The following is an 18722-nucleotide window of genomic DNA, read 5'->3' as shown; positions in this document are numbered from 1 at the left end:
TGGAGATGAATACGTCGGGTCGTCACACCTCTCACCAGCAACGAGGGGAACCCCAGGCGATGACCAAGACCATTCTTCTGGCCACGACGGCCATTCTGTTCACCGCCGGCGGGGCTGTCGCCCAGACCGCGCCGGCGCCGCAACCGACGGCCGAGGCCAGCCAGCAGGGTGTCCTGGTCTTCACCCCGGACTTCTTCGCCGCCCAGCGCCCGAACACGGCCCTCGATATGGTCAACCGGGTCCCCGGCTTCTCGGTTCAGGACGGGGACGGTTCGCGCGGCTTCGAAGGCGCGGTCGGCAACATCCTGATCAACGGCGCCCGTCCGGCGTCCAAGAACGACACCGGCTCCTCGGTCCTCGGCCGGACCCTGGTCGCCCAGGTCGAGCGCATCGAACTCGTCCGCGGCGGCGCCCCGGGCATCGACATGCAGGGCTATTCGGTGGTCGTGAACGTCATCACCAAGACCCAGTCCAGCCGCGAGTCGATCGTCACCGGAACGGCCTTCCTGTTCGAGGGCGGCCGCGACGCAGCGAACGGCTCCTACCAGTTCACCGCCCGCGACGGTGACCGGATCATGGGCTTCACCCTGTCGGACGGCGTCTCGATCAGCGACGCCAACGGCGTGGGCCGCGTCATCCGCCGCCGTCCCGACGGGACGATCCTGCGCGACGAAGGCTATTTCAACGACCAGCACGGCGGCGGCCAGGGCATTCGCGGCAACTACGCCAACGCCTTCCTGGGCGGCAAGATCGACCTGACCGCCCGCATCGGCCAGAACGACTACAGCCAGTGGAGCCGCCAGGACGGCCCCAACATCCTGCGTGAGAACTCCTTCGATGAAGAAGGGACCAGCGGCGAACTCGGCGCGGTCTTCACCCGCCCGGTCCGAACCGGCCTGACCTCGGAAACGCGCTTCATCCACGAATGGAGCGAGTTCGAGAACGCCTCGATCTCCAACAACCGGGTCGGCGCCGTCATCAGCCCCGAGCAGCGGTTCGAATCCACCGGCGAGTCCTCCGAGACCATCCTGCGCTCGCTCCTGCGCTGGGAGCGGTCGTCGTCGATGACCGTCGAGGCCGGCGGCGAGGTCGCCTACAACATGCTGTCGGTCGATCAGGCCTTCCTGCAGGGCGGGGTCAACGTGCCGCTTCCGTCCGCCTCGATCACCGTCGAGGAGACGCGCGGCGAGGCCTTCGGCAAGGCCACCTGGCGCGTGCGTCCCAACCTAACCGTCGAAGGGGGCCTGCGTCTGGAGGCCTCGACCATCAGCCAGTCCGGCGACGCCGATCTGGAGAAGAGCTTCTTCTTCGCCAAGCCGCGCGTCCAGGTCACCTGGACCCCCATGCCCCAGAACCAGGTCCGCTTCCGCTTCGAGCGCGAGCTGGGCCAGCTTGATTTCGGCGACTTCGCCGCCTCCGCCGAGCTCAGCGACGACCAGGTGTTCGGCGGCAACGTCGACCTGGAGCCGGAACAGCGCTGGATCTCCGAACTCGTCTACGAGCGCCGCTTCCTCGGCGACGGCATCGTTTCCATCGGCTATCGCCACGACGAGATCATCGACGTGATCGACCGTCTGCCCCTGCCCGGCAACCTGTCGGCGACCGGCAACATCGGCGACGGAACCCTGGACCAGCTGGCGGTCAATGTCGTGGTGCCGCTGGACTGGAGCGGCTTCTCCGGCGGCCAGTTCCAGTTCCGCAACACCTGGAACAAGACCGAGGTCCGCGACCCGACCACCGGCGAGATACGCCCCATCTCCCAGGTCCGCCCGTCGCAGCCCGGCTTCACCCTCTCCCAGGACATCACCAGCTGGAAGATCAACTGGTCGGCCACCTACCTCGCCAGCCTGCGCCAGTTCTCCTACGACCCGGACCAGACCTCGGGCTTCACTGGCAGCGACTATTTCGAGGGCTTCGTCGAGTACAAGCCCACGCCGACCCTGTCGGTCATGGTCAAGGTCAATATCTGGAACGACTTCCTGGTCGAGCGGACCGTCTTCGCCAACCGCACCCCGGCGCGTCCGATCGACTATGTGGAGCTCCGCCCCATCGACCCGCGGACCTTCTGGCAGATCCGCGTCCGCAAGACCTTCTGAGCGGGGGGCTGCATCGCCGCGATCCTTCGGCGATGCGATCCACCTGTCCGGCTTGTAACTGGCGGTGAACGAAGCCGGCCTTATGGGTCCTCTGAGGGAGAGGAAATTCCATATGACCAAGGCGCTCTTGCTGGCGACGACCATCCTCGTCGCCGCTCCGTTCACCGCCGCCGCACAGAGCGCGGCGCCGGCGTCGGCGGCGCAGGCGCCCGTCGCCACCGGCCCCGCCACCCAGGCGCCCGAGGTGGACACGGCCCAGCAGGGCGTCCTCGTCTTTGAACCCGTCTTCTTCGCCGGCTCCAGCCCAGACACCGCCCTAGACATGATCGCCCGCCTGCCGGGCTTCGGGCTGGACACGGGCAACTCCAGCACGCGCGGTTTCGCCGGAGCGGCCGGCAACGTCCTGATCGACGGCGATCGGCCGTCCTCCAAGTCCGACAGCCTCGACCAAATCCTTCAGCGCATCTCGGCGGCCAGCGTCGAACGGATCGAACTGATCCGAGGCGGCGCGCCCGGCATCGACATGCGGGGCCGATCGGTCGTCGCCAACGTCGTCCTGAAGCGCACGGTCCAGGTCCAGACGGTGCTGGAGGCCAACGTCTACACCTATCCCGACGGCTATCTGGGTCCGCTGCTGAGGGCGTCATGGTCGCGTCGCGAAGGCGAGGACCAGCTCGAGGCCTCGTTCAGCGCCACCACCGATCGCACCGACGGAACCGGCGACGGCTATCGCCGCCGCTACAATGCGGCCGGCGCCCTGATCCAGGATGCACAGCTCGACCGCTACGACCGATACCGCAACGTCAGCGGCACGGCCGTCTGGCAGGGTCGGCGCGCCGGCGGCCTGCTCAGGGTTAACGGCGTGCTGGGCTGGGGCGAGACCATCAACTCGATCGACACCCTGATTCGCGCCGGGACGGGTCGCGACGAACGGTCCGAGAATGACGGCGAGGAGGTCGAGGCCGAGCTGGGGGCCAACTGGTCGCGGCCGCTCGGCGAACGAACCGAACTGGAACTGACCGCCCTGCAACGCTATGAGGCCGACGACGATCAGTCGCGGTCGATCTCGGGCCCGAACACCACCGTCTTCGGCGGCGATTCGACCGAGGGCGAGACGATCGGCCGGGCCGTCTTGCGCTTCCGCCGATCGGACCGCTGGGCCTTCGAGGGCGGCGGCGAGGCGGCCTACAACTATCTCGACAGCACGACGACCTATGCCGAGAACGGCGTACCCATCCCCCTGCCCTCGGCCTCGGTCAAGGTGGAGGAACTGCGCGGCGAGGTCTTCGGCCAGACGACCTGGCGGCCCAGCCCCCGACTGACCGTCGAGGCCGCCCTGCGTGTCGAGGTGTCCGAGATCAGCCAATCGGGCGACAGCGACCTGACCGAGACCTTCGTCTATCCTAAGCCGCGCGTACAGCTGACCTGGACCCCTATCGCCGACCACCAGCTGCGCCTGCGGATCGAGCGCGAGGTGGGTCAGCTGGACTTCGGCGACTTCGTCGCCTCGGCCGACGTCGATCTGAATCAGGTCGAGGGCGGCAATCCGGAGCTGGAGCCCGGCAAGGTCTGGACCTACGAAGCGGTCTACGAACGCCGCTTCTGGGGCGAGGGAGCCCTGACCGTGACCCTGCGTCGTCATCAGCTGGAAGACATCATTGACATCATCCCTTTGACAGGGGGTTTCGAGGCGGTCGGCAATATCGGCGACGGCTGGTCGAACCAGCAGCAGGTCGTCCTGACCCTGCCCATGGACCGGCTGGGCCTGTCCAACGCCCGCCTCTCGGGGCGTGTCAGCTTCGACCAGTCCCGCGTCACCGATCCTCTGACCGGAGAGGAACGCCGCATCGGCGGGCGGCTGCCGTTCGGCTGCGGTGTGGAGTTCAATCAGGACCTTCGCGGCGGCCGCTGGTCCTGGGGCTTCGAGCACGGCTGCAACGTCGACGACCCGATCCAGTACCGCATCCGGGAGGTGCGCTATGTCGAGGACGAGCCGTTCGTTCTCGTCCACGCCCAGTGGAAGCCGCGCCCGGACCTGACGCTGCGTGTCGATGTCGGCAATGCGACCGATCGCGAAAGACGTCGCGAGCGGTTCGTCTATTCAGGCCCTCGCAACGTCGCCCCCCTGTCGTTCCGCGAGGAACGCGGGCAGAGCGCGACGCCCTGGGTCTTCTTGCAGCTCAGAAAGACGCTCTGAGACACGAAAAAGGCGGCGCCCGCGGACGCCGCCTTTCTCTTCACTGACGATCGGCGATCAGCCGGCCGTCGAGGCCTCCGGACGCGCGACGTTGCCGTCCTCGTGTCCGCCTTCGGTGAGGGTCGGTCCCGGGTGGTTGTTGGGGTCGTTGACCCCGTTCGACCATTTCGAGATCACGAAGCTGACCAGGATGAAGGCGACGCCGATGCCGACGCCGATCCAGCCGATGGTGTTGAACGAATCCAGCGAGCTCTGCAGCGCGGCCGCCGGATTGGTCACTTCGCCGCCGACCGTCTCGGTGCCGGCGAGGCCGGCGATGATGCCGCCGACGAAGTGGGCGATGGACGAGGCCATGAACCACACCGCCATCATGAAGCTGACGATCGAAGGCACCGAAAGCTTGGTGATCTCCGACAGGCCCACGGGCGACAGGAAGAGTTCGCCCAGGGTGTGCAGCAGATAGAGGATGGCCAAGAGCACCAGAGGCGTGCGGAAGGCGTCATCGACCATGCCGGAGTTGGCGCCCCAGACCACGACCAGGAAGCCCAGGCCGACCTGGATGATGCCGAGGCCGAACTTCACGACCGGGTTCGGGTCCATCTTGCGCTTGGCCAGGAAGACCCAGAGGGCCGCGAAGACCGGCGCGAAGATCAGGATGAAGCCCGCGTTGAACGACTGGGTCTGCGACGCCGTCAGGGATGTGTCGATCCAGCTCCACCAGGCGCCCGGGACGATGCCGGCGGCGGCCAGCTGCTCCGGAGAACCATAGGGGATCCCCAGGAAGGTCCCGGCCGATGAGGTCACGGCCAGGTCGACGTTCCGCTCCGCGAACAGGTTCAGCGACGAACCGGCCTGTTCGAACAGGGTGAAGAAGACCGCCGAACCGAACACCAGCACCATGGCCAGCATCATGCGCTCGCGGCCCACCTTGTCGTGCTGGAGTTTGACCACGATGACGTAGAGAACGAAGGCGAGAGCCGCCAGGGTCGAGGCGATCAGGCCCCAGCCGACGAACTCGTGGCTGCGGGCGATGAACATCATCGGGATCACCGCCAGGGCGCCGAAGATGTAGACCAGCCATTCGCGGTTGATCGGCCCCACGACCGGCTTCTTTATCAGCTCGGGGAAGGGGCTCTCGCCCTTGCCCTGAAGCAGGCCCTTGCCGAGGATGAAAACCACCAGACCGGCCAGCATGCCCAGGCCCGCGAGACCGAAGCCCCAACCCCAGCCGAAGGTCTGGCCCAGATAGCCGCACAGCACGGCCGCCCAGAACGAACCCAGATTGATGCCGTAGTAGTAGAGGGTGAAGCCGGAATCCCGCCGCGGGTCGCCTTGGGTATAGAGCTGACCCACCAGGGTGGAGATGTTCGGCTTCAGGAAGCCCACGCCCATGATGATCAGCGACAGCGCCAGGTAGAAGGCGTTGACGCCCATCGGGTCGCGTTCGATCTGCATTTCGTACTGGCCGGTCGGAACGGTCGCCGGGACGACGGAATCGGCGGGCAGGCCGGCGATGCTCAGGCCGGTTTCTCCCTCGGTGTAGGCATATTCCTGGCCGCCGATGTTGATTTCGGTGATCCGTTCGGCGCCGCGGCCCTCGACCTGGACGGCATAGTTCTCGCCGCCGATGGCCAGGGTCTGACGCGCCGGATTGCCTTCGTACGCCATCAGGCCGTGGCCCATGACCAGTAGGACGGCGCCGAAGATGATGGCCTTGCGCGTGCCGATGTAGCGGTCCGCGACGATGCCGCCGAGCAGCGGCAGCAGGTAGACCAGAGAGCCATAGGTGCCGTACTGGCCGGTTGCGAACTTGTCGTCGAACAGGAAATGCTGGGTCAGGTAGAAGATCAGCAGTCCGCGCATGCCGTAGAAGGAGAACCGCTCCCACATCTCGGCGAAGAAGCAGGTGATCAGCCCCTTCGGGTGGTTCTTCAGGATCTGCATCAGCACCGGCAGGCCGGTGACCAATGTGACGATGACGCCGAGGATGATGACGAGATTCATCGGTTTGCCCCCGTTGCCTGTGATTTCCTGAGCCTGTTTCCGGCTCCCTTTTCGGTCTGGATCAACCGCCCACTCCCTAACGCCGCGCCGAACAGGGCGCGCTCAAGCCGGCATAAGCAGCACGCCGGGCAAGACCGGACAAGCCTTATGGATAATCGAACCGTCACAGGGCGGCGATGAACCGCAGGTGAACTGGCGGGGATGTCCTTCCTGTCTCTGTCTTGTCTTCGCTTTGTCCTCAAAATCCGTCCTCGAATTCCCCGTCGGAATTTCAGTGAAAATCCCGAGATCCCGGGAGGATTCGCACATCTCTGGGATGCCGTCCGCGCGTCGGCGAATGACCCGAACCCGGGGTCGGGTCCGTGGACAGGTGGCCGAGCATCGGGGTCCAGTCGACCAGGTCTTCGACCACCAAGTGGGTCACCCCCTCCTCCGACCGCTGAATCTTGCCGACCGCCAGCACCATCCGCGCGCCCATGGCGACGGGGCGCAGCCGCTCGAACACATCGGGCCAGACGACCAGGTTGGCCACCGCCGTCTCGTCCTCGATGGTCAGGAACACCACGCCCTTGGCCGAGCCCGGGCGCTGGCGCACCAGCACGACCCCGCCGACCCGCACGCGACGCCCGTCCTTCAACGTCTTGCAGGCCGCGGTCGTCACAGCCCCCGCCTTCGTCAGCCGCTCGCGCAGGAAGGACACCGGGTGACCCTTCAGCGACAGGCGGATGGTCTGATAGTCGCCGACCACCTCTTCCGCCTCGGTCAGCCGCGGCAGGGCCGCCGGCGGCGCTCCGTCCGCCTCGTCCAGCCCCATGGCCGCGAACAGGGGCGCGCTGGACGCCGGCGCCGCCCCCTTGGCCACCCACATGCCCTGACGGCGACTGAGATCAAGCGAACCGTAGGCGTCGGCCTCGGCCAGCCTGTCGAGGGCGGACGGCGACAGGTCGGCGCGGATCCGAAGGTCCTCCAGATCGCGGAAAGGGGCGAGAGCCCGCTCTTGCACGATCTTCAGCGCCCAGTCCTTCTTGAACCCGTCGATGGATCGGAAGCCGAGGCGCAGGGCGCGGCGTTCCTGCCCCCGGCCCGGCTCCAGCGTGGCGTCCCAGTCGCTGGCGTTCACATCGGGATGTCGGACCTCGACGCCGTTCTCCTGTGCGTCCCGGACGATCTGGGCAGGCGCGTAGAACCCCATCGGCTGGCTGTTCAACAGGCAGGCGGCGAAGGCGTCCGGGTAGAAGCATTTCACCCAGGCGGAAATGTAGACGAGGAAGGCGAACGAACAGGCGTGGCTCTCCGGGAAGCCGTACTCGCCGAAGCCCTTGATCTGATCGAAGCATTTCTGGGCGAAAACCGGATCGTATCCGCGGTCCTTCAGCCGGCCGACGAAAATTTCCTCATAGGTTCCGATGGTGCCCATGTGCCGGAAGGTGGCCATGGCGCGCCGCAGGCCGTTGGCTTCGGCGGGAGAGAATTTCGCCGCGTCCATGGCGATCTTCATCGCCTGCTCCTGAAACAGCGGGACGCCCAGGGTCTTGTCGAGGACCCGCTTCAGTTCGTCCTTCGGGCCAAAGTCCGGATGTGGGTGCGGATAGTCGATGACGAAGGGAAGGTTCGCCTTCTGGGCGGCGCGGCGTTCGGCCCGACGCTTCAGATAGGGATGGACCATGTCTCCCTGGATCGGGCCGGGGCGGACGATGGCGACCTCCACGACCAGATCGTAGAAGACGCGGGGCTGCAGACGCGGCAGCATGGCCATCTGCGCCCGGCTCTCCACCTGGAAGACGCCCAGGGATTCGCCCCTGCACAGCATGTCGTAGACGGCCGGGACCTCGGCCGGGACCGTGTGCAGTTCGAACCGGTCCCCATAGCTGTCGGCGATCAGGTCGAAGGCCCGACGCATCGCCGTCAGCATGCCCAGCGCCAGGACATCGACCTTCATCAGCTTCAGGAAATCGATGTCGTCCTTATCCCACTCGATGAAGGTCCGGTCCGGCATGGCCGCATTGCCGACGGGCACGATCTCCACCAGAGGCCCGCGACTGAGCACATAGCCGCCGACGTGCTGGGACAGGTGGCGGGGGAACTTGATCAGTTCCTTCGTCAGCGTGAGCGCCAGGTCCATGCGGGCGTCGTCGCGGCTGACGCCGGTGCGATCGACATGGTCGTCCTTCACTTCCGACCCCCACGAACCCCAGACGGTGTCGGCCAGACGCGCCGTCACGTCCTCGGTGAGGCCCAGGGCCTTGCCCACATCGCGGATCGCCGAACGAGGGCGATAATGGATGATGGTCGCGACGATCCCCGCCCGGTCGCGACCGTACCGGCGGTAGACATACTGCATCACCTCCTCGCGCCGCTCGTGCTCGAAATCGACGTCGATGTCGGGTGGTTCGGACCGGTCGGCGGAGATGAACCGCTCGATCAGCACGTCCTGTTCGGCCGGGTTCACATTAGTGACGCCCAGGCAGAAGCAGACCGAGGAGTTGGCGGCCGAGCCGCGCCCCTGACACAGGATACCCTTGTCGCGCGCGTGCTGGACGATGTCGTGGACGGTCAGAAAATAGTTCGGATAGTCGAGCTGCTTGATCAGCTTCAGCTCGGCGACGATCCCGTCCAGCACCTTGGCCGGCACGCCGTCGGGCCAGTGTTTTCTGATCCCCTTGAAGGTCAGACGGATCAGGCGACGCTGGGCGGTCCAGCCGGGAGGGATCGGCTCTTCGGGGTACTGGTACTGCAACTCCTTGAGGGAGAAGGAACACCCCCTGACGACCTCCATCGTCCGTGACAGCGCGGCTTCGTGCCCCCGGAACAGGCGAGCCATTTCCGCCGGCGGCTTCAGGTGGCGTTCGGCGTTGGCCTGGAGACGCAGGCCCGCCTTGTCGACGGTGGTTCCCTCGCGGATGCAGGTCAGGACGTCCTGCATCGCACGGCGGTCGCGGTGGTGGTACATCGCCGCATTGGTCGCGATCATGGGCGCGCCGGTGCGGCTGGCCATGGCCGCCAGACGATTCAGCCGCGCCCGGTCGTCGCCGCGCCACAGGGGCGCAACGGCCAGATAAAGCACGTCGGGCCAGGCGCGACGCCACTTCAGAAGGCGGGCCTCGAAGGCCGCGTCGGGAACCTCGGGCGCGACCGCCAGGGCCATCATCCCTTCTCCGTGGGCCGCGGCTTGTGAGAAGGTCAGGCGGGTCTCGCCCTTGGAGATGCGATCGGGCCGGTCCTCCTGGTGTTCCGGCTCGACGAGGCGGAGATGCGGATGGGGCGAGGGTGACGGGTCGTCGTCCAACACCTCGCTCTTGCCGAGCGTCAGCAGTCGGCACAGGCGGCCATAGGCGGCGCGGTTACGGGGGAAGACGATCAATTCGGTCCCGTCGAGAAAGGCCAGCCGAACTCCGACGACCAGCCGGATGTCGTAGTCCTCCGCCCCCATCGCGGCCCGAACCATCCCGGCCAGGGTGTTGCGGTCGGCGACGCCGACGGCGGCCAACCCCAGGGCCTTCGCCTGCATCATCATTTCCCAAGGATGCGACGCGCCCTCCAGGAAGCTGAAATTGGTGATGGCGCCGAGCTCGGCGTATTCGCCGTCCCAGTCGGAGCGGGCGCTCACGGGAACATCCCGTGCATCCACCACGACGGCGGGCGTTCGCCCTTCGCGCCGGTGTACTCGGATCCGTACAGCCCCTCGCGGAACAGCCAGTAGCGCAGGCCCTGGTCGTCCTCGACGCGGTAGTAGTCGCGGGTGCGGGTCAGGCGGTCATCCGGACGCGGCCGCCACCATTCCGGGGACAGACGTTCGGGGCCGTCGGCGCGGGCGACCTTTCGCGGCACCCGACGCCAGATGAACTGGGCCGGCGCACCATGGGGCAGGTCGGCGATCGTCTCGACCGGCTCGGGCGGATCCAGCAACATCAGGGGACGGGCGCGGTGCGGGTCGCCGGCGCCCTCTTCAGGCGGGGGCCGTCTGGCCAGAGCCGGCCGCCAGCGTTCGGCGCGTTCGGGCAACCATGAGCCGTAAGGGTCGGCGACCCGCACCGCCCCCTCGCCCAGCCGGGCCGAGAGACGATCGATCAGGGCGGCCAGACCCTCGGCGTGGCGGGCCTGGTCCTCGTCGCCCATGGCGACCTGGAGGGCGACGACGGGCTCCGTGACGTCGGCGGTCAGCATCAGGGCGTCGATGCCGAAGCCGGGGTCGATGCGCTCGATCCCCGCCTCGCGGAACAGCCGCATCCAGATTCCGACATCACGCAGCGCCCGGCCCATGCGAACGGAGATCGCGCTGGTCCGACCGTCGACGCGAAAGCCGGTCAGGGTCAGGGCGCGCGCCCCCTGGCTGTCCGACTCCATGGCCTGGGCCAGTTGGTCCATGAGTTCGGGCAAACGCGCCTCGATCCCGGCGGTGTCGCCCAAGGGATCGGCATAGGCCTCCCACCCGCGATAGCGGGGCGGGGCGCGGGTGGGGATCAGGGCCTCGTTGGCGGCGCCGATCGCCTGATCCAGGCGACGCACCAGACCGACCCCCGCGCCGTCGCGGAAGCGGCGGGCCAGGCCGGCGCGCGGCATGGGATAGAGGTCGCCGATCCGCTTCAGCCCGAACCGCTTGGACTGTTTCAGGGCGGCGTCGGTGATGCGCAGGGATTCGATCGGCAGGGGGGCCAGGACCGCGCGCACGTCGGCATCCGTGGCGATCCGCTTGGCGTCGCCCCAGCGGGCCAAGGCCCAGGCGGCGCCGGGGGTCGGGGCCATGGCGGCGCGGGCGCGAATGCCCGCCGCCTTCAGCCGCGACTGGATGCGGATCAAGGTCTCGGCCTCGCCGCCGAACAGATGGGTCGCCCCGGTCAGGTCCAGGAACAGCCCCTCCAGCCCCCCTTCGGACGGATCGATCGTCACCGAGGGCGACCAGCGCTCTGCCCAGATCGCCAGGGCTTCCAGCGCGCGCTGGTCGGCGGCAGGATCGGCAGGATGACAGGTCAGGCGCGGGATCATGGCCAGGGCGTCGGCCTGGGTCTGGCCGCGCGACAGGTTGGCCGCCCGCGCGGCCGGATTCAGGGCATGGATGATCTGTCCCCGCGCCGTGCGCAGGATAAGGGCCAGCGGCCCCGCATCGGGGGCGAACGGATCAGGCGTATTGGGTCCGACCGATCGGGCCCAGACCGTCACCGGCCAGTCGATCAGCCAGACGGAGACGATGCGTCTCATCATCCTGCTCCAACATCCAGACGCCCGGCCGCTCCATCCGGCTGCGGGTCATTTCGGCACGGATCGTCATCCGTCCCGGCGCGCGCTCGTCGAAGACATCTCCGTCACTCGCCAGGGTTGTGATGCGCCAGCGTCGTCGCGCCGCACTGAGGTCGCCGCAACGGGCGCGCAGCAGAAGGCCGGAACAGCCCCCGTCCCGCGCGGCGAATTCCAGCCGACGGGTCTGGGCCAGTTCGGCGCCGTCGACCGTGCCGATCACAAGGGCCGCGCCGCCGGATCGCAACGCCTGCTCCATCACCCAGAGCGCCAGGCCTTCCGTCTTCGTCTCGACCAGAAGAAAGCCGTCACGCGCCCCAAATCCCGCCAGACCGGGCCCATAGGGACGGCCGTTCTCGCCCAGCCAAGCCCGCGTCGCGCTCATGACCACGCCACGACCCGTCCCCGTCGCCGCCCGGCCGAGCGCGAAGGCTAAGGCCCCCGTCATGTCGCGCACACGGCTGGCGCATACCTCCTCCAGCCCCTCGGACAGGGGAGAGAGAGGCGGCGGGACAGGCTGTGGCTCTGGCGAGGGATGGGCGAACATGGCTGAAAAAGACTCCATGTTCATTATTTGTTCCGGCCTCGAGAGAGTCAAACCGGAATCGCGACGCTTAAGGGATTCCCAGTCAATTCCACCTATGCGTGTCGTCACTGGCCCGCCTTGTGCAAGGACGCGTGACGCGGGGGTTGTCTGTATCGCTTTGGAACCTGACGGATGAGCATTTCCATTCGACCCATCGATGCGAACGATCACGGCGCGATCAACGCCCTGCATCGGTTCGTCGGCTGGCCTGAACGTTCGCAGGCCGGCTGGACCTGGCTCGAAAACAATCCGGCGCGGCTGGAGACGAGGGCGGCGGCCGGATGGCTGCTGGAAACCCCGGAGGGCGAGCCCGCCGGCTTCACCGGAAACTTCGTCCAGCGGTTCCACCAAGGCGACGCGATCCATTATGCAGCCACCGGCTTTTCGATCATCGTCACGCCCCGGGCGCGGGGCAGCAGCCGCAAGCTGCTGAACACGTTCACCGCCCAGCCCGGGATGTTCGCCCACTACACCTTCAACGCCAATCCGACCTCGGCGCCGCTGTACAAGCGCCATGGCATGGTCGCCTGGCCCCAAGGCACGAACGATCTCAAACTGTCCTGGCGCGTCGACACCCTGGCCTGCGCCGAAGGCCGGGTCTGGCGCGAGATCGACCGCCGCGCCCCCCGCCTGACCCAGGCTCGCCACGAGCGTCTGCTGAACTCGCGCCTGCACGAGCCGCACAGGCTGGAGCTGCCGGCCGGAGTGGCGGTGTTGACCGACCTTTCGGATCGTTCGCGGTTCGCTGACTTCTGGCAGGCCCTGAAGGGCGAAGGGCGGCTGGTGGCGGATCGCAGTCCGGCGATCCTGCGCTGGCGACTGGCCGACCCCGATCTGACCCTGCGCCCCCTGCTGCTGACCTTCAATCGCGGCAAGGCCATCGGCGGCTACGCCATGGCGATGATGTCAAAGGGCAATCCGATCGAACCGCCCATGCTGGAGATCATCGATCTGGTGGCGCTCGAAGGCGAACAGGATGCCATTCCGACCCTGATCCGCGCCCTTTTGGCCAACGCCCGCAGTCTGGGCGCGGCCAAGCTCCGTATACAGACGATCAGCCCTGATCTTCTGCGCCGCCTGGGCCCGTTGGCCGACAGCGCCCACCACGAAGGCGGCTGGGGTCACTGTCACGTAAAGTTCGCCGCCTGCGCGCCCGGCGCCGCCATCTGGTCGCCGACGCCCTTCGATGGCGACTACGGCTTCTGCCTGAGGCCCGTCCCGGTGGCGGCGGGGATGCGGAAGGCGGCGTAGCGGGAGGGCTTGGCGCTTAGGGCTTCGAGCTTCGTCGCTGATGGGCCGGAGTCTTTCTAAGACCTAAGCCCTATTCACCAGGCCCTACGACCTGGCCTTCAGCTCGTCTCTGATCTCGGCCAGCAGGGCCTCGGTCGGCGTGGGGGCCGGCGGGGCAGCGGGCGCAGGCTCGGCGGCCTGGTCGCGACGCAGTTTGTTGATGCCCTTGACCATCAGGAAGACCACGAAGGCCACGATCAGGAACTGGATCACGGTGTTGATAAAGGCCCCATACTGGATGGCGACCTCCTCGATCGCTTCCGTGGTCGGATCCTCGGGCGACAAAACCCACTTCAGCTCGGAAAAGTCGACCCGACCGAGCAACAGGCCGATCGGCGGCATCACCACCTGTTCGACCAGGCTGGTGACGATCTTGCCGAAGGCGGCGCCGATGATGACCCCCACCGCCAAGTCGACGACGTTGCCGCGCGCGGCGAACTCCTTGAACTCGGTCAGCAGGCCCACGGCATTTCCCTTAAGGCGCGTCGGATCAGGCATGGCCCAAAGCGTATCAGGCGTCGCCGGACGCGTTCAATCGCTCGCGCAGCTCCTTGCCGCTCTTGAAGAAGGGCACCGACTTGGCCGGAACGTCCACGGTCTCGCCCGTGCGCGGGTTGCGTCCGGCCCGGGCAGGACGCGCGCGCACCGAAAAGGCGCCGAAGCCGCGCAACTCGACACGACCGCCGGAGGCCATGGCCTCGGTCATTCGCCCGAGCACGACGTTGACCACACGCTCGACCTCGGCATGGGTCAGATGCGTGTTTTCAGCCGCCAATTTCTCGATCAGCTCAGACTTGATCATCGACAGGCCCCGCCCCTCTTCCTGCTCAGCTTGGAGCAAATACGGGCGCAACTTCAACCCAGTTGCGGGGGCACCTTAGCCTTCGCCCGGCGAGCGAAAAAGGCCTGATTGTCAGATTTCGTCAGGAAGCGAGGTTAAAAGCCCGTAACCGTACACGGACCGCCGAATACCGGCCGGTCTGTAATCGTTTTCAACAGCCTGGTCGAAATCCTCGGTCGGTCAAGACAAAGGGCGGCCGGATCGCTCCGGCCGCCCTTCATTGCTGGAGCCCGACACTCAGGTCAGCGACCTTCGCGGCTCGAGGCTCCGTCCCGCTTCGGAAGAACTACTCCTTGCCGGCCTTCTCACGCAGGGCGGCGCCCAGGATGTCGCCCAGCGAGGCGCCCGAGTCAGAGGACCCGAACTGATCGATGGCTTCCTTCTCGTCGGCCATTTCCAGGGCCTTGATCGAGACCGAGACGCGGCGCGTGGCCTTGTCGATGCCGGTGATCTGGGCGTCGACGCGGTCGCCGACGGCGAACTTCTCGGGCCGCTGCTCGTTGCGGTCGCGGCTGATGTCCGACTTCCGCACGAACGAGGTGACGGGCGCGTCGTCTTCGCCGAACTTGACCTCGATGCCGCCCGACTCGACGGCCGTGACGGTCAGGGTGACGGTCTGGCCCTTCTTGTAGGTGTCGCCGTCGCCGACCGGATCGCCGCCCAGCTGCTTGATGCCGAGCGAGACGCGTTCCTTCTCGACGTCGACGTCCAGGACCTTGGCCTTGACCATCTCGCCCTTGCGGTAGCGCTGGATGGCTTCCTCACCCGAGACCGACCAGTCGAGGTCGGACAGGTGCACCATGCCGTCGATATCGTTGTCCAGGCCGATGAACAGGCCGAACTCGGTGGCGTTCTTGACTTCGCCCTCGACGGTCGAACCGACGGGGTGAGCGGCCACGAAGGCGTCCCACGGGTTGTCCTGAGCCTGCTTCAGGCCCAGCGAGATGCGGCGCTTGGAGGCGTCGACGTCCAGCACGACCACGTCGACTTCCTGCGAAGTCGAGACGATTTTGCCGGGGTGGACGTTCTTCTTGGTCCAGGACATTTCCGAGACGTGCACCAGGCCCTCGACGCCGGCTTCCAGCTCCACGAAGGCGCCGTAGTCGGTGATGTTGGTGATGCGGCCCGTGTATTTGGCGCCCGGCGGGTATTTCGCTTCGACGCCGTCCCACGGGTCCGACTGCAGCTGCTTCATGCCCAGCGAGATGCGTTGCGTGTCCGGGTTGATCTTGACGATCTGCACCTGGACGGTGTCGCCGACGGCGAGCACCTGCGACGGGTGGGAAACGCGCTTCCACGACATGTCGGTGACGTGCAGCAGGCCGTCGATGCCGCCCAGGTCCACGAACGCGCCGTAGTCGGTGATGTTCTTGACGACGCCGTCGCGGACTTCACCCTCTTGCAGCTGGCCGACCAGCTCGGTGCGCTGTTCGGCGCGGGCTTCTTCCAGGATCGCACGACGCGAGACGACGATGTTGCCGCGCGGGCGGTCCATCTTGAGGATCTGGAACGGCTGTTCCTTGCCCATCAGCGGGCCGACGTCGCGGACCGGACGGATGTCGACTTGCGAGCCCGGCAGGAAGGCCGAGGCGCCGCCCAGGTCGACGGTGAAGCCGCCCTTGACGCGACCGACGATGGCGCCGTTGACCGGGTGACCTTCGGCGAACACGACTTCCAGGCGGGTCCAGGCTTCTTCGCGGCGAGCCTTGTCGCGGCTGATGACGGCCTCGCCCAGGGCGTTCTCGACGCGCTCCAGGTAGACTTCGACGTCATCGCCGACCTTCGGGATGACGGCGCCTTCGCCCTGACCGAACTCGCGGGCGGGGATGCGGCCTTCGGTCTTCAGACCGACGTCGATGATGATGATGTCTTTTTCGATGCCGACGACGCGGCCGTGGACGACCTGGCCTTCGCCGAGGTCGCGGCCTTGCAGCTGCTCGTCGAGCAGTGCGGAGAAATCGTCGCGGGTGGGGTTGAGGGTGTCAGCCATGAAGCTCTGGTGTGTCCGATAGGGCTATGGCGCGTGACCGAATGGCCCCGCGCGAGGTGAAGGAGAAGATGGAAAGTCAAACGTGTCGAAGCGAGGCGATCTTGAGCCAGAGCACCCGCGGAAGCCGAGATTGACGCGTTGGATTTGCTCTTAGCGAGCTCGCGCAGCCTCGACGATACGGCGGGCCGCATCGAAGGCGGCTTCTATATCCATATCGGTCGTGTCCAGCAAGACGGCGTCGGCGGCCTGGACCATGGGGGCGGCGCCCCGGCCGGCGTCGCGTTCGTCGCGGCGCTGGATATCGGCCAGCATGGCCTCGTAGCTGATGGTGTCGCCCCGCCCCGTCAGCTGCAGCCAGCGGCGGCGCGCGCGGGTTTCGGGGGTGGCGGTCACGAACAGCTTGGCCTGGGCGTCCGGGGCGATGACGGTGCCGATATCGCGCCCGTCCAGCACCGCTCCGCCCGCCTGACGCGCGAAGGCCTGTTGCAGGTCCAGAAGGGCCGCGCGCACGCCGGGATAGCCGGCGACCCGGCTGGCGGCCTCGCCCGCATCGCCAGAGGTCAGGGCCGCGTCGTCCGAAAGCCGGCCGGTATCGAGGGCGCGGGCCGCCGCTTCGGCCGCCTGCGCATCGCCGAGATCACCACCGCCGGTCAGGACGTCGAGGCCCACGGCGCGGTACAGCAGGCCCGTGTCGAGGAACGGCAGGCCGTAGTGCGCGGCCAGGCGCGAGGCGATCGTCCCCTTGCCCGAGGCGGCGGGTCCATCGACGGCGATAACGAACGGCGTGGTCATCAGGGCTGATCGCTACCACGTTCGGCCCCGACCACAATGTCCCATGCGGTGGAAAACAGTCCGGCGAACGACACGAGGAACAGCAGGCCGATGAAGCCGAGGGCCAGATGGAACTGGTCCGGGTCCGTCAACCGGTCCGCCGTGAAGGCGCCCTTCGCCCCTCGGGGGCCCGCGCGAATGGAGATCTCGCCGGCGGCGTTGACCGCGTAGAACCACCAGCCGAGCACCGGGGTGACGATCAAGGCGAGGATCAGCCGCATGGGATCGCCCTCGGACCCCTTCGCGAACCGCAGGATCACCCGCCGACGTCTCCGCCCAGCCCCTGCATCATCTCGACGAAGCCGGGGAAGGAGGTGGCGATCATGTCGGGTTCGTCAACGGTGACAGGGTTCGCGGCGGCCAGACCCAGCACCAGATGGCTCATGGCGATGCGGTGATCGTGGGCGGTGTGGACCGTGGCTCCGCCGGGGACCGCGCCGCCGGTGACGATGAAACCCTCGGACTCCTCTTCGACTGCCACGCCGCAGGCGCGCAGGCCGTCGACCATCAGGCGGATGCGGTCGCTCTCCTTGACCCGCATCTCACCGACGCCACGCATCACGGTCCGGCCCTCGGCGAAGGCGGCGGTGGCGGCCAGGATCGGATATTCGTCGATCATGGAGGCGGCGCGGCTTTCCGGCACGAGGACGCCCTTCAGCGCCGAGTGGCGTGCGGTGATGTCGCCGACCTCCTCGCCGCCCGAGACGCGGCGGTTCGCGATGGTCAGGTCGGCGCCCATCTCGATCCAGGTGTCGAACAGGCCGGTGCGCAAGGGGTTCAGCATCACGCCTTCGACGGTGACTTCCGAGCCCGGAACGATCAGCCCGGCCGCCAGCGGGAAAGCCGCCGACGAGGGGTCGCCCGGCACGGAGACGGCGGTCCCGGTCAGGGGCTGGCCGCCCTGAAGACGAATGATCCAGCCTTCGCCGTCTTCCTCGACGTCCACCACGGCCCCGAAGGCCCGCAGCATCCGTTCGGTGTGGTCGCGGCTCTTCTCCGGCTCGGTGACGGAGGTAACGCCCTTCGCGTTCAGTCCGGCCAGCAGAACCGCCGATTTCACCTGGGCCGAAGCGACGGTCTGGACCTGGTCGATGGCTTGGAGCGTCCCGCCGGTCAGGGTCGCGGGCAACAGGCCTGGCTTGCCCGACCAGTCGAAGCTCGCCCCCATCCGCGTGAGGTGATCAGTGACCCGGCCCATCGGACGGCTGCGCAGCGAGGGGTCGCCGTCGAAGGTCGCCGAGATCGGATAACCGGCGGCCGCCCCCATCAGAAGACGCACGCCCGTGCCGGCGTTGCCACAATCGATGACGCCTGTCGGGGTCTGGAAGCCGCCGCGACCGGTCACCCGCCAGCGGCCGCCGCCCAGCTTCTGGACCGTCGCGCCGAAGGCCTCGGCCGCGCGGGCGGTGGCCAGGACGTCGTCGCCTTCGAGCAGGCCGTCGACCTCGGTCACGCCGGAGGCCATGGCCCCCAGGATCATCGAGCGGTGGGAGATGGATTTGTCGCCCGGCGCCCGCACGCTCCCTCGCAGGTGATGGCCGGGACGCGCGGTCAGATGGGAGGCGTTGGAGGCCACGAACGGCTCCGTAGGATGCAGTGCGGGAGGGTGCGGGCCACGGCCACGCCAAAGACGGCTTTTGACAGCGGCCCCCCAT

General features: G+C 67.4%; 13 protein-coding genes. 3 read left to right on the top strand and 10 right to left on the bottom strand.

Annotated features, from left to right (window positions below):
* Positions 1-59: 59 nt before the first annotated feature.
* Both O5O43_RS00700 and O5O43_RS00695 read left to right on the top strand, forming a co-directional pair.
* Positions 60-2096, top strand: coding sequence for a TonB-dependent receptor (locus tag O5O43_RS00700; protein WP_271085008.1), 2037 nt, complete (start codon positions 60-62; stop codon positions 2094-2096).
* A gap of 112 nt (positions 2097-2208) precedes the next feature.
* Positions 2209-4293, top strand: a complete 2085-nt coding sequence (locus O5O43_RS00695; RefSeq protein WP_271085007.1) for a TonB-dependent receptor — start codon at positions 2209-2211, stop codon at positions 4291-4293.
* Between the two features lie 57 nt (positions 4294-4350).
* Here the strand turns inward: O5O43_RS00695 and O5O43_RS00690 are convergent, their stop codons facing one another.
* From O5O43_RS00690 to O5O43_RS00675, 4 genes are all read right to left on the bottom strand, one after another.
* Positions 4351-6297 carry an oligopeptide:H+ symporter gene (locus tag O5O43_RS00690; protein ID WP_271085006.1) on the bottom strand — a complete coding sequence of 649 codons (1947 nt, stop codon included), beginning with the start codon at positions 6295-6297 and terminating at the stop codon, positions 4351-4353.
* 271 nt (positions 6298-6568) lie between these two features.
* The gene (locus tag O5O43_RS00685) at positions 6569-9904 is read right to left on the bottom strand and encodes an error-prone DNA polymerase (protein WP_271085005.1); all 3336 of its coding nucleotides are present in this window, start codon (positions 9902-9904) and stop codon (positions 6569-6571) included.
* Complete coding sequence (locus tag O5O43_RS00680) at positions 9901-11493, bottom strand: DNA polymerase Y family protein (protein ID WP_271085004.1); 1593 nt, start codon at positions 11491-11493, stop codon at positions 9901-9903. The genes O5O43_RS00685 and O5O43_RS00680 overlap by 4 nt, the downstream gene beginning before the upstream one ends.
* On the bottom strand, positions 11414-12076 hold the full coding sequence (locus O5O43_RS00675) for a hypothetical protein (protein WP_271085003.1): 663 nt from the start codon (positions 12074-12076) through the stop codon (positions 11414-11416). The genes O5O43_RS00680 and O5O43_RS00675 overlap by 80 nt, the downstream gene beginning before the upstream one ends.
* Before the next feature lie 171 nt (positions 12077-12247).
* Between O5O43_RS00675 and O5O43_RS00670 the strand changes: the two genes are divergently transcribed.
* On the top strand, positions 12248-13366 hold the full coding sequence (locus O5O43_RS00670; protein WP_271085002.1) for an N-acetyltransferase: 1119 nt from the start codon (positions 12248-12250) through the stop codon (positions 13364-13366).
* 84 nt (positions 13367-13450) lie between these two features.
* Here the strand turns inward: O5O43_RS00670 and mscL are convergent, their stop codons facing one another.
* The 6 genes from mscL to aroA all read right to left on the bottom strand — a co-directional run bounded on the left by mscL (position 13451) and on the right by aroA (position 18622).
* A complete protein-coding gene (mscL, locus tag O5O43_RS00665) occupies positions 13451-13870 on the bottom strand; it encodes a large-conductance mechanosensitive channel protein MscL (RefSeq protein ID WP_271085001.1) in 420 nt (139 codons plus the stop codon).
* 46 nt (positions 13871-13916) lie between these two features.
* A complete protein-coding gene (locus O5O43_RS00660) occupies positions 13917-14207 on the bottom strand; it encodes an integration host factor subunit beta (protein WP_271085000.1) in 291 nt (96 codons plus the stop codon).
* Between the two features lie 325 nt (positions 14208-14532).
* Entirely contained in the window at positions 14533-16236 is a 1704-nt protein-coding gene (rpsA, locus tag O5O43_RS00655) for a 30S ribosomal protein S1 (protein ID WP_271084999.1), read from the bottom strand.
* 150 nt (positions 16237-16386) lie between these two features.
* A complete protein-coding gene (gene cmk / locus O5O43_RS00650; RefSeq protein WP_271084998.1) occupies positions 16387-17028 on the bottom strand; it encodes a (d)CMP kinase in 642 nt (213 codons plus the stop codon).
* Positions 17028-17327, bottom strand: coding sequence for a hypothetical protein (locus tag O5O43_RS00645; RefSeq protein ID WP_271084997.1), 300 nt, complete (start codon positions 17325-17327; stop codon positions 17028-17030). The genes cmk and O5O43_RS00645 overlap by 1 nt, the downstream gene beginning before the upstream one ends.
* Positions 17324-18622, bottom strand: a complete 1299-nt coding sequence (gene aroA, locus O5O43_RS00640; protein ID WP_271086356.1) for a 3-phosphoshikimate 1-carboxyvinyltransferase — start codon at positions 18620-18622, stop codon at positions 17324-17326. The genes O5O43_RS00645 and aroA overlap by 4 nt, the downstream gene beginning before the upstream one ends.
* Positions 18623-18722 lie beyond the last annotated feature (100 nt).

The organism is Brevundimonas sp. NIBR11, from assembly GCF_027912535.1.
GTDB lineage: Bacteria > Pseudomonadota > Alphaproteobacteria > Caulobacterales > Caulobacteraceae > Brevundimonas.
This window is presented reverse-complemented; position numbering and strand designations above follow the sequence as displayed.

Coding starts and splice junctions, on each gene's coding strand:
- O5O43_RS00700 (WP_271085008.1), top strand. CDS start 60: ATGACCAAGACCATTCTTCTGGCCACGACGGCCATTCTGTTCACCGCC.
- O5O43_RS00695 (WP_271085007.1), top strand. CDS start 2,209: ATGACCAAGGCGCTCTTGCTGGCGACGACCATCCTCGTCGCCGCTCCG.
- O5O43_RS00690 (WP_271085006.1), bottom strand. CDS start 6,297: ATGAATCTCGTCATCATCCTCGGCGTCATCGTCACATTGGTCACCGGC.
- O5O43_RS00680 (WP_271085004.1), bottom strand. CDS start 11,493: ATGAGACGCATCGTCTCCGTCTGGCTGATCGACTGGCCGGTGACGGTC.
- O5O43_RS00675 (WP_271085003.1), bottom strand. CDS start 12,076: ATGTTCGCCCATCCCTCGCCAGAGCCACAGCCTGTCCCGCCGCCTCTC.
- O5O43_RS00670 (WP_271085002.1), top strand. CDS start 12,248: ATGAGCATTTCCATTCGACCCATCGATGCGAACGATCACGGCGCGATC.
- O5O43_RS00660 (WP_271085000.1), bottom strand. CDS start 14,207: ATGATCAAGTCTGAGCTGATCGAGAAATTGGCGGCTGAAAACACGCAT.
- rpsA (WP_271084999.1), bottom strand. CDS start 16,236: ATGGCTGACACCCTCAACCCCACCCGCGACGATTTCTCCGCACTGCTC.
- cmk (WP_271084998.1), bottom strand. CDS start 17,028: ATGACCACGCCGTTCGTTATCGCCGTCGATGGACCCGCCGCCTCGGGC.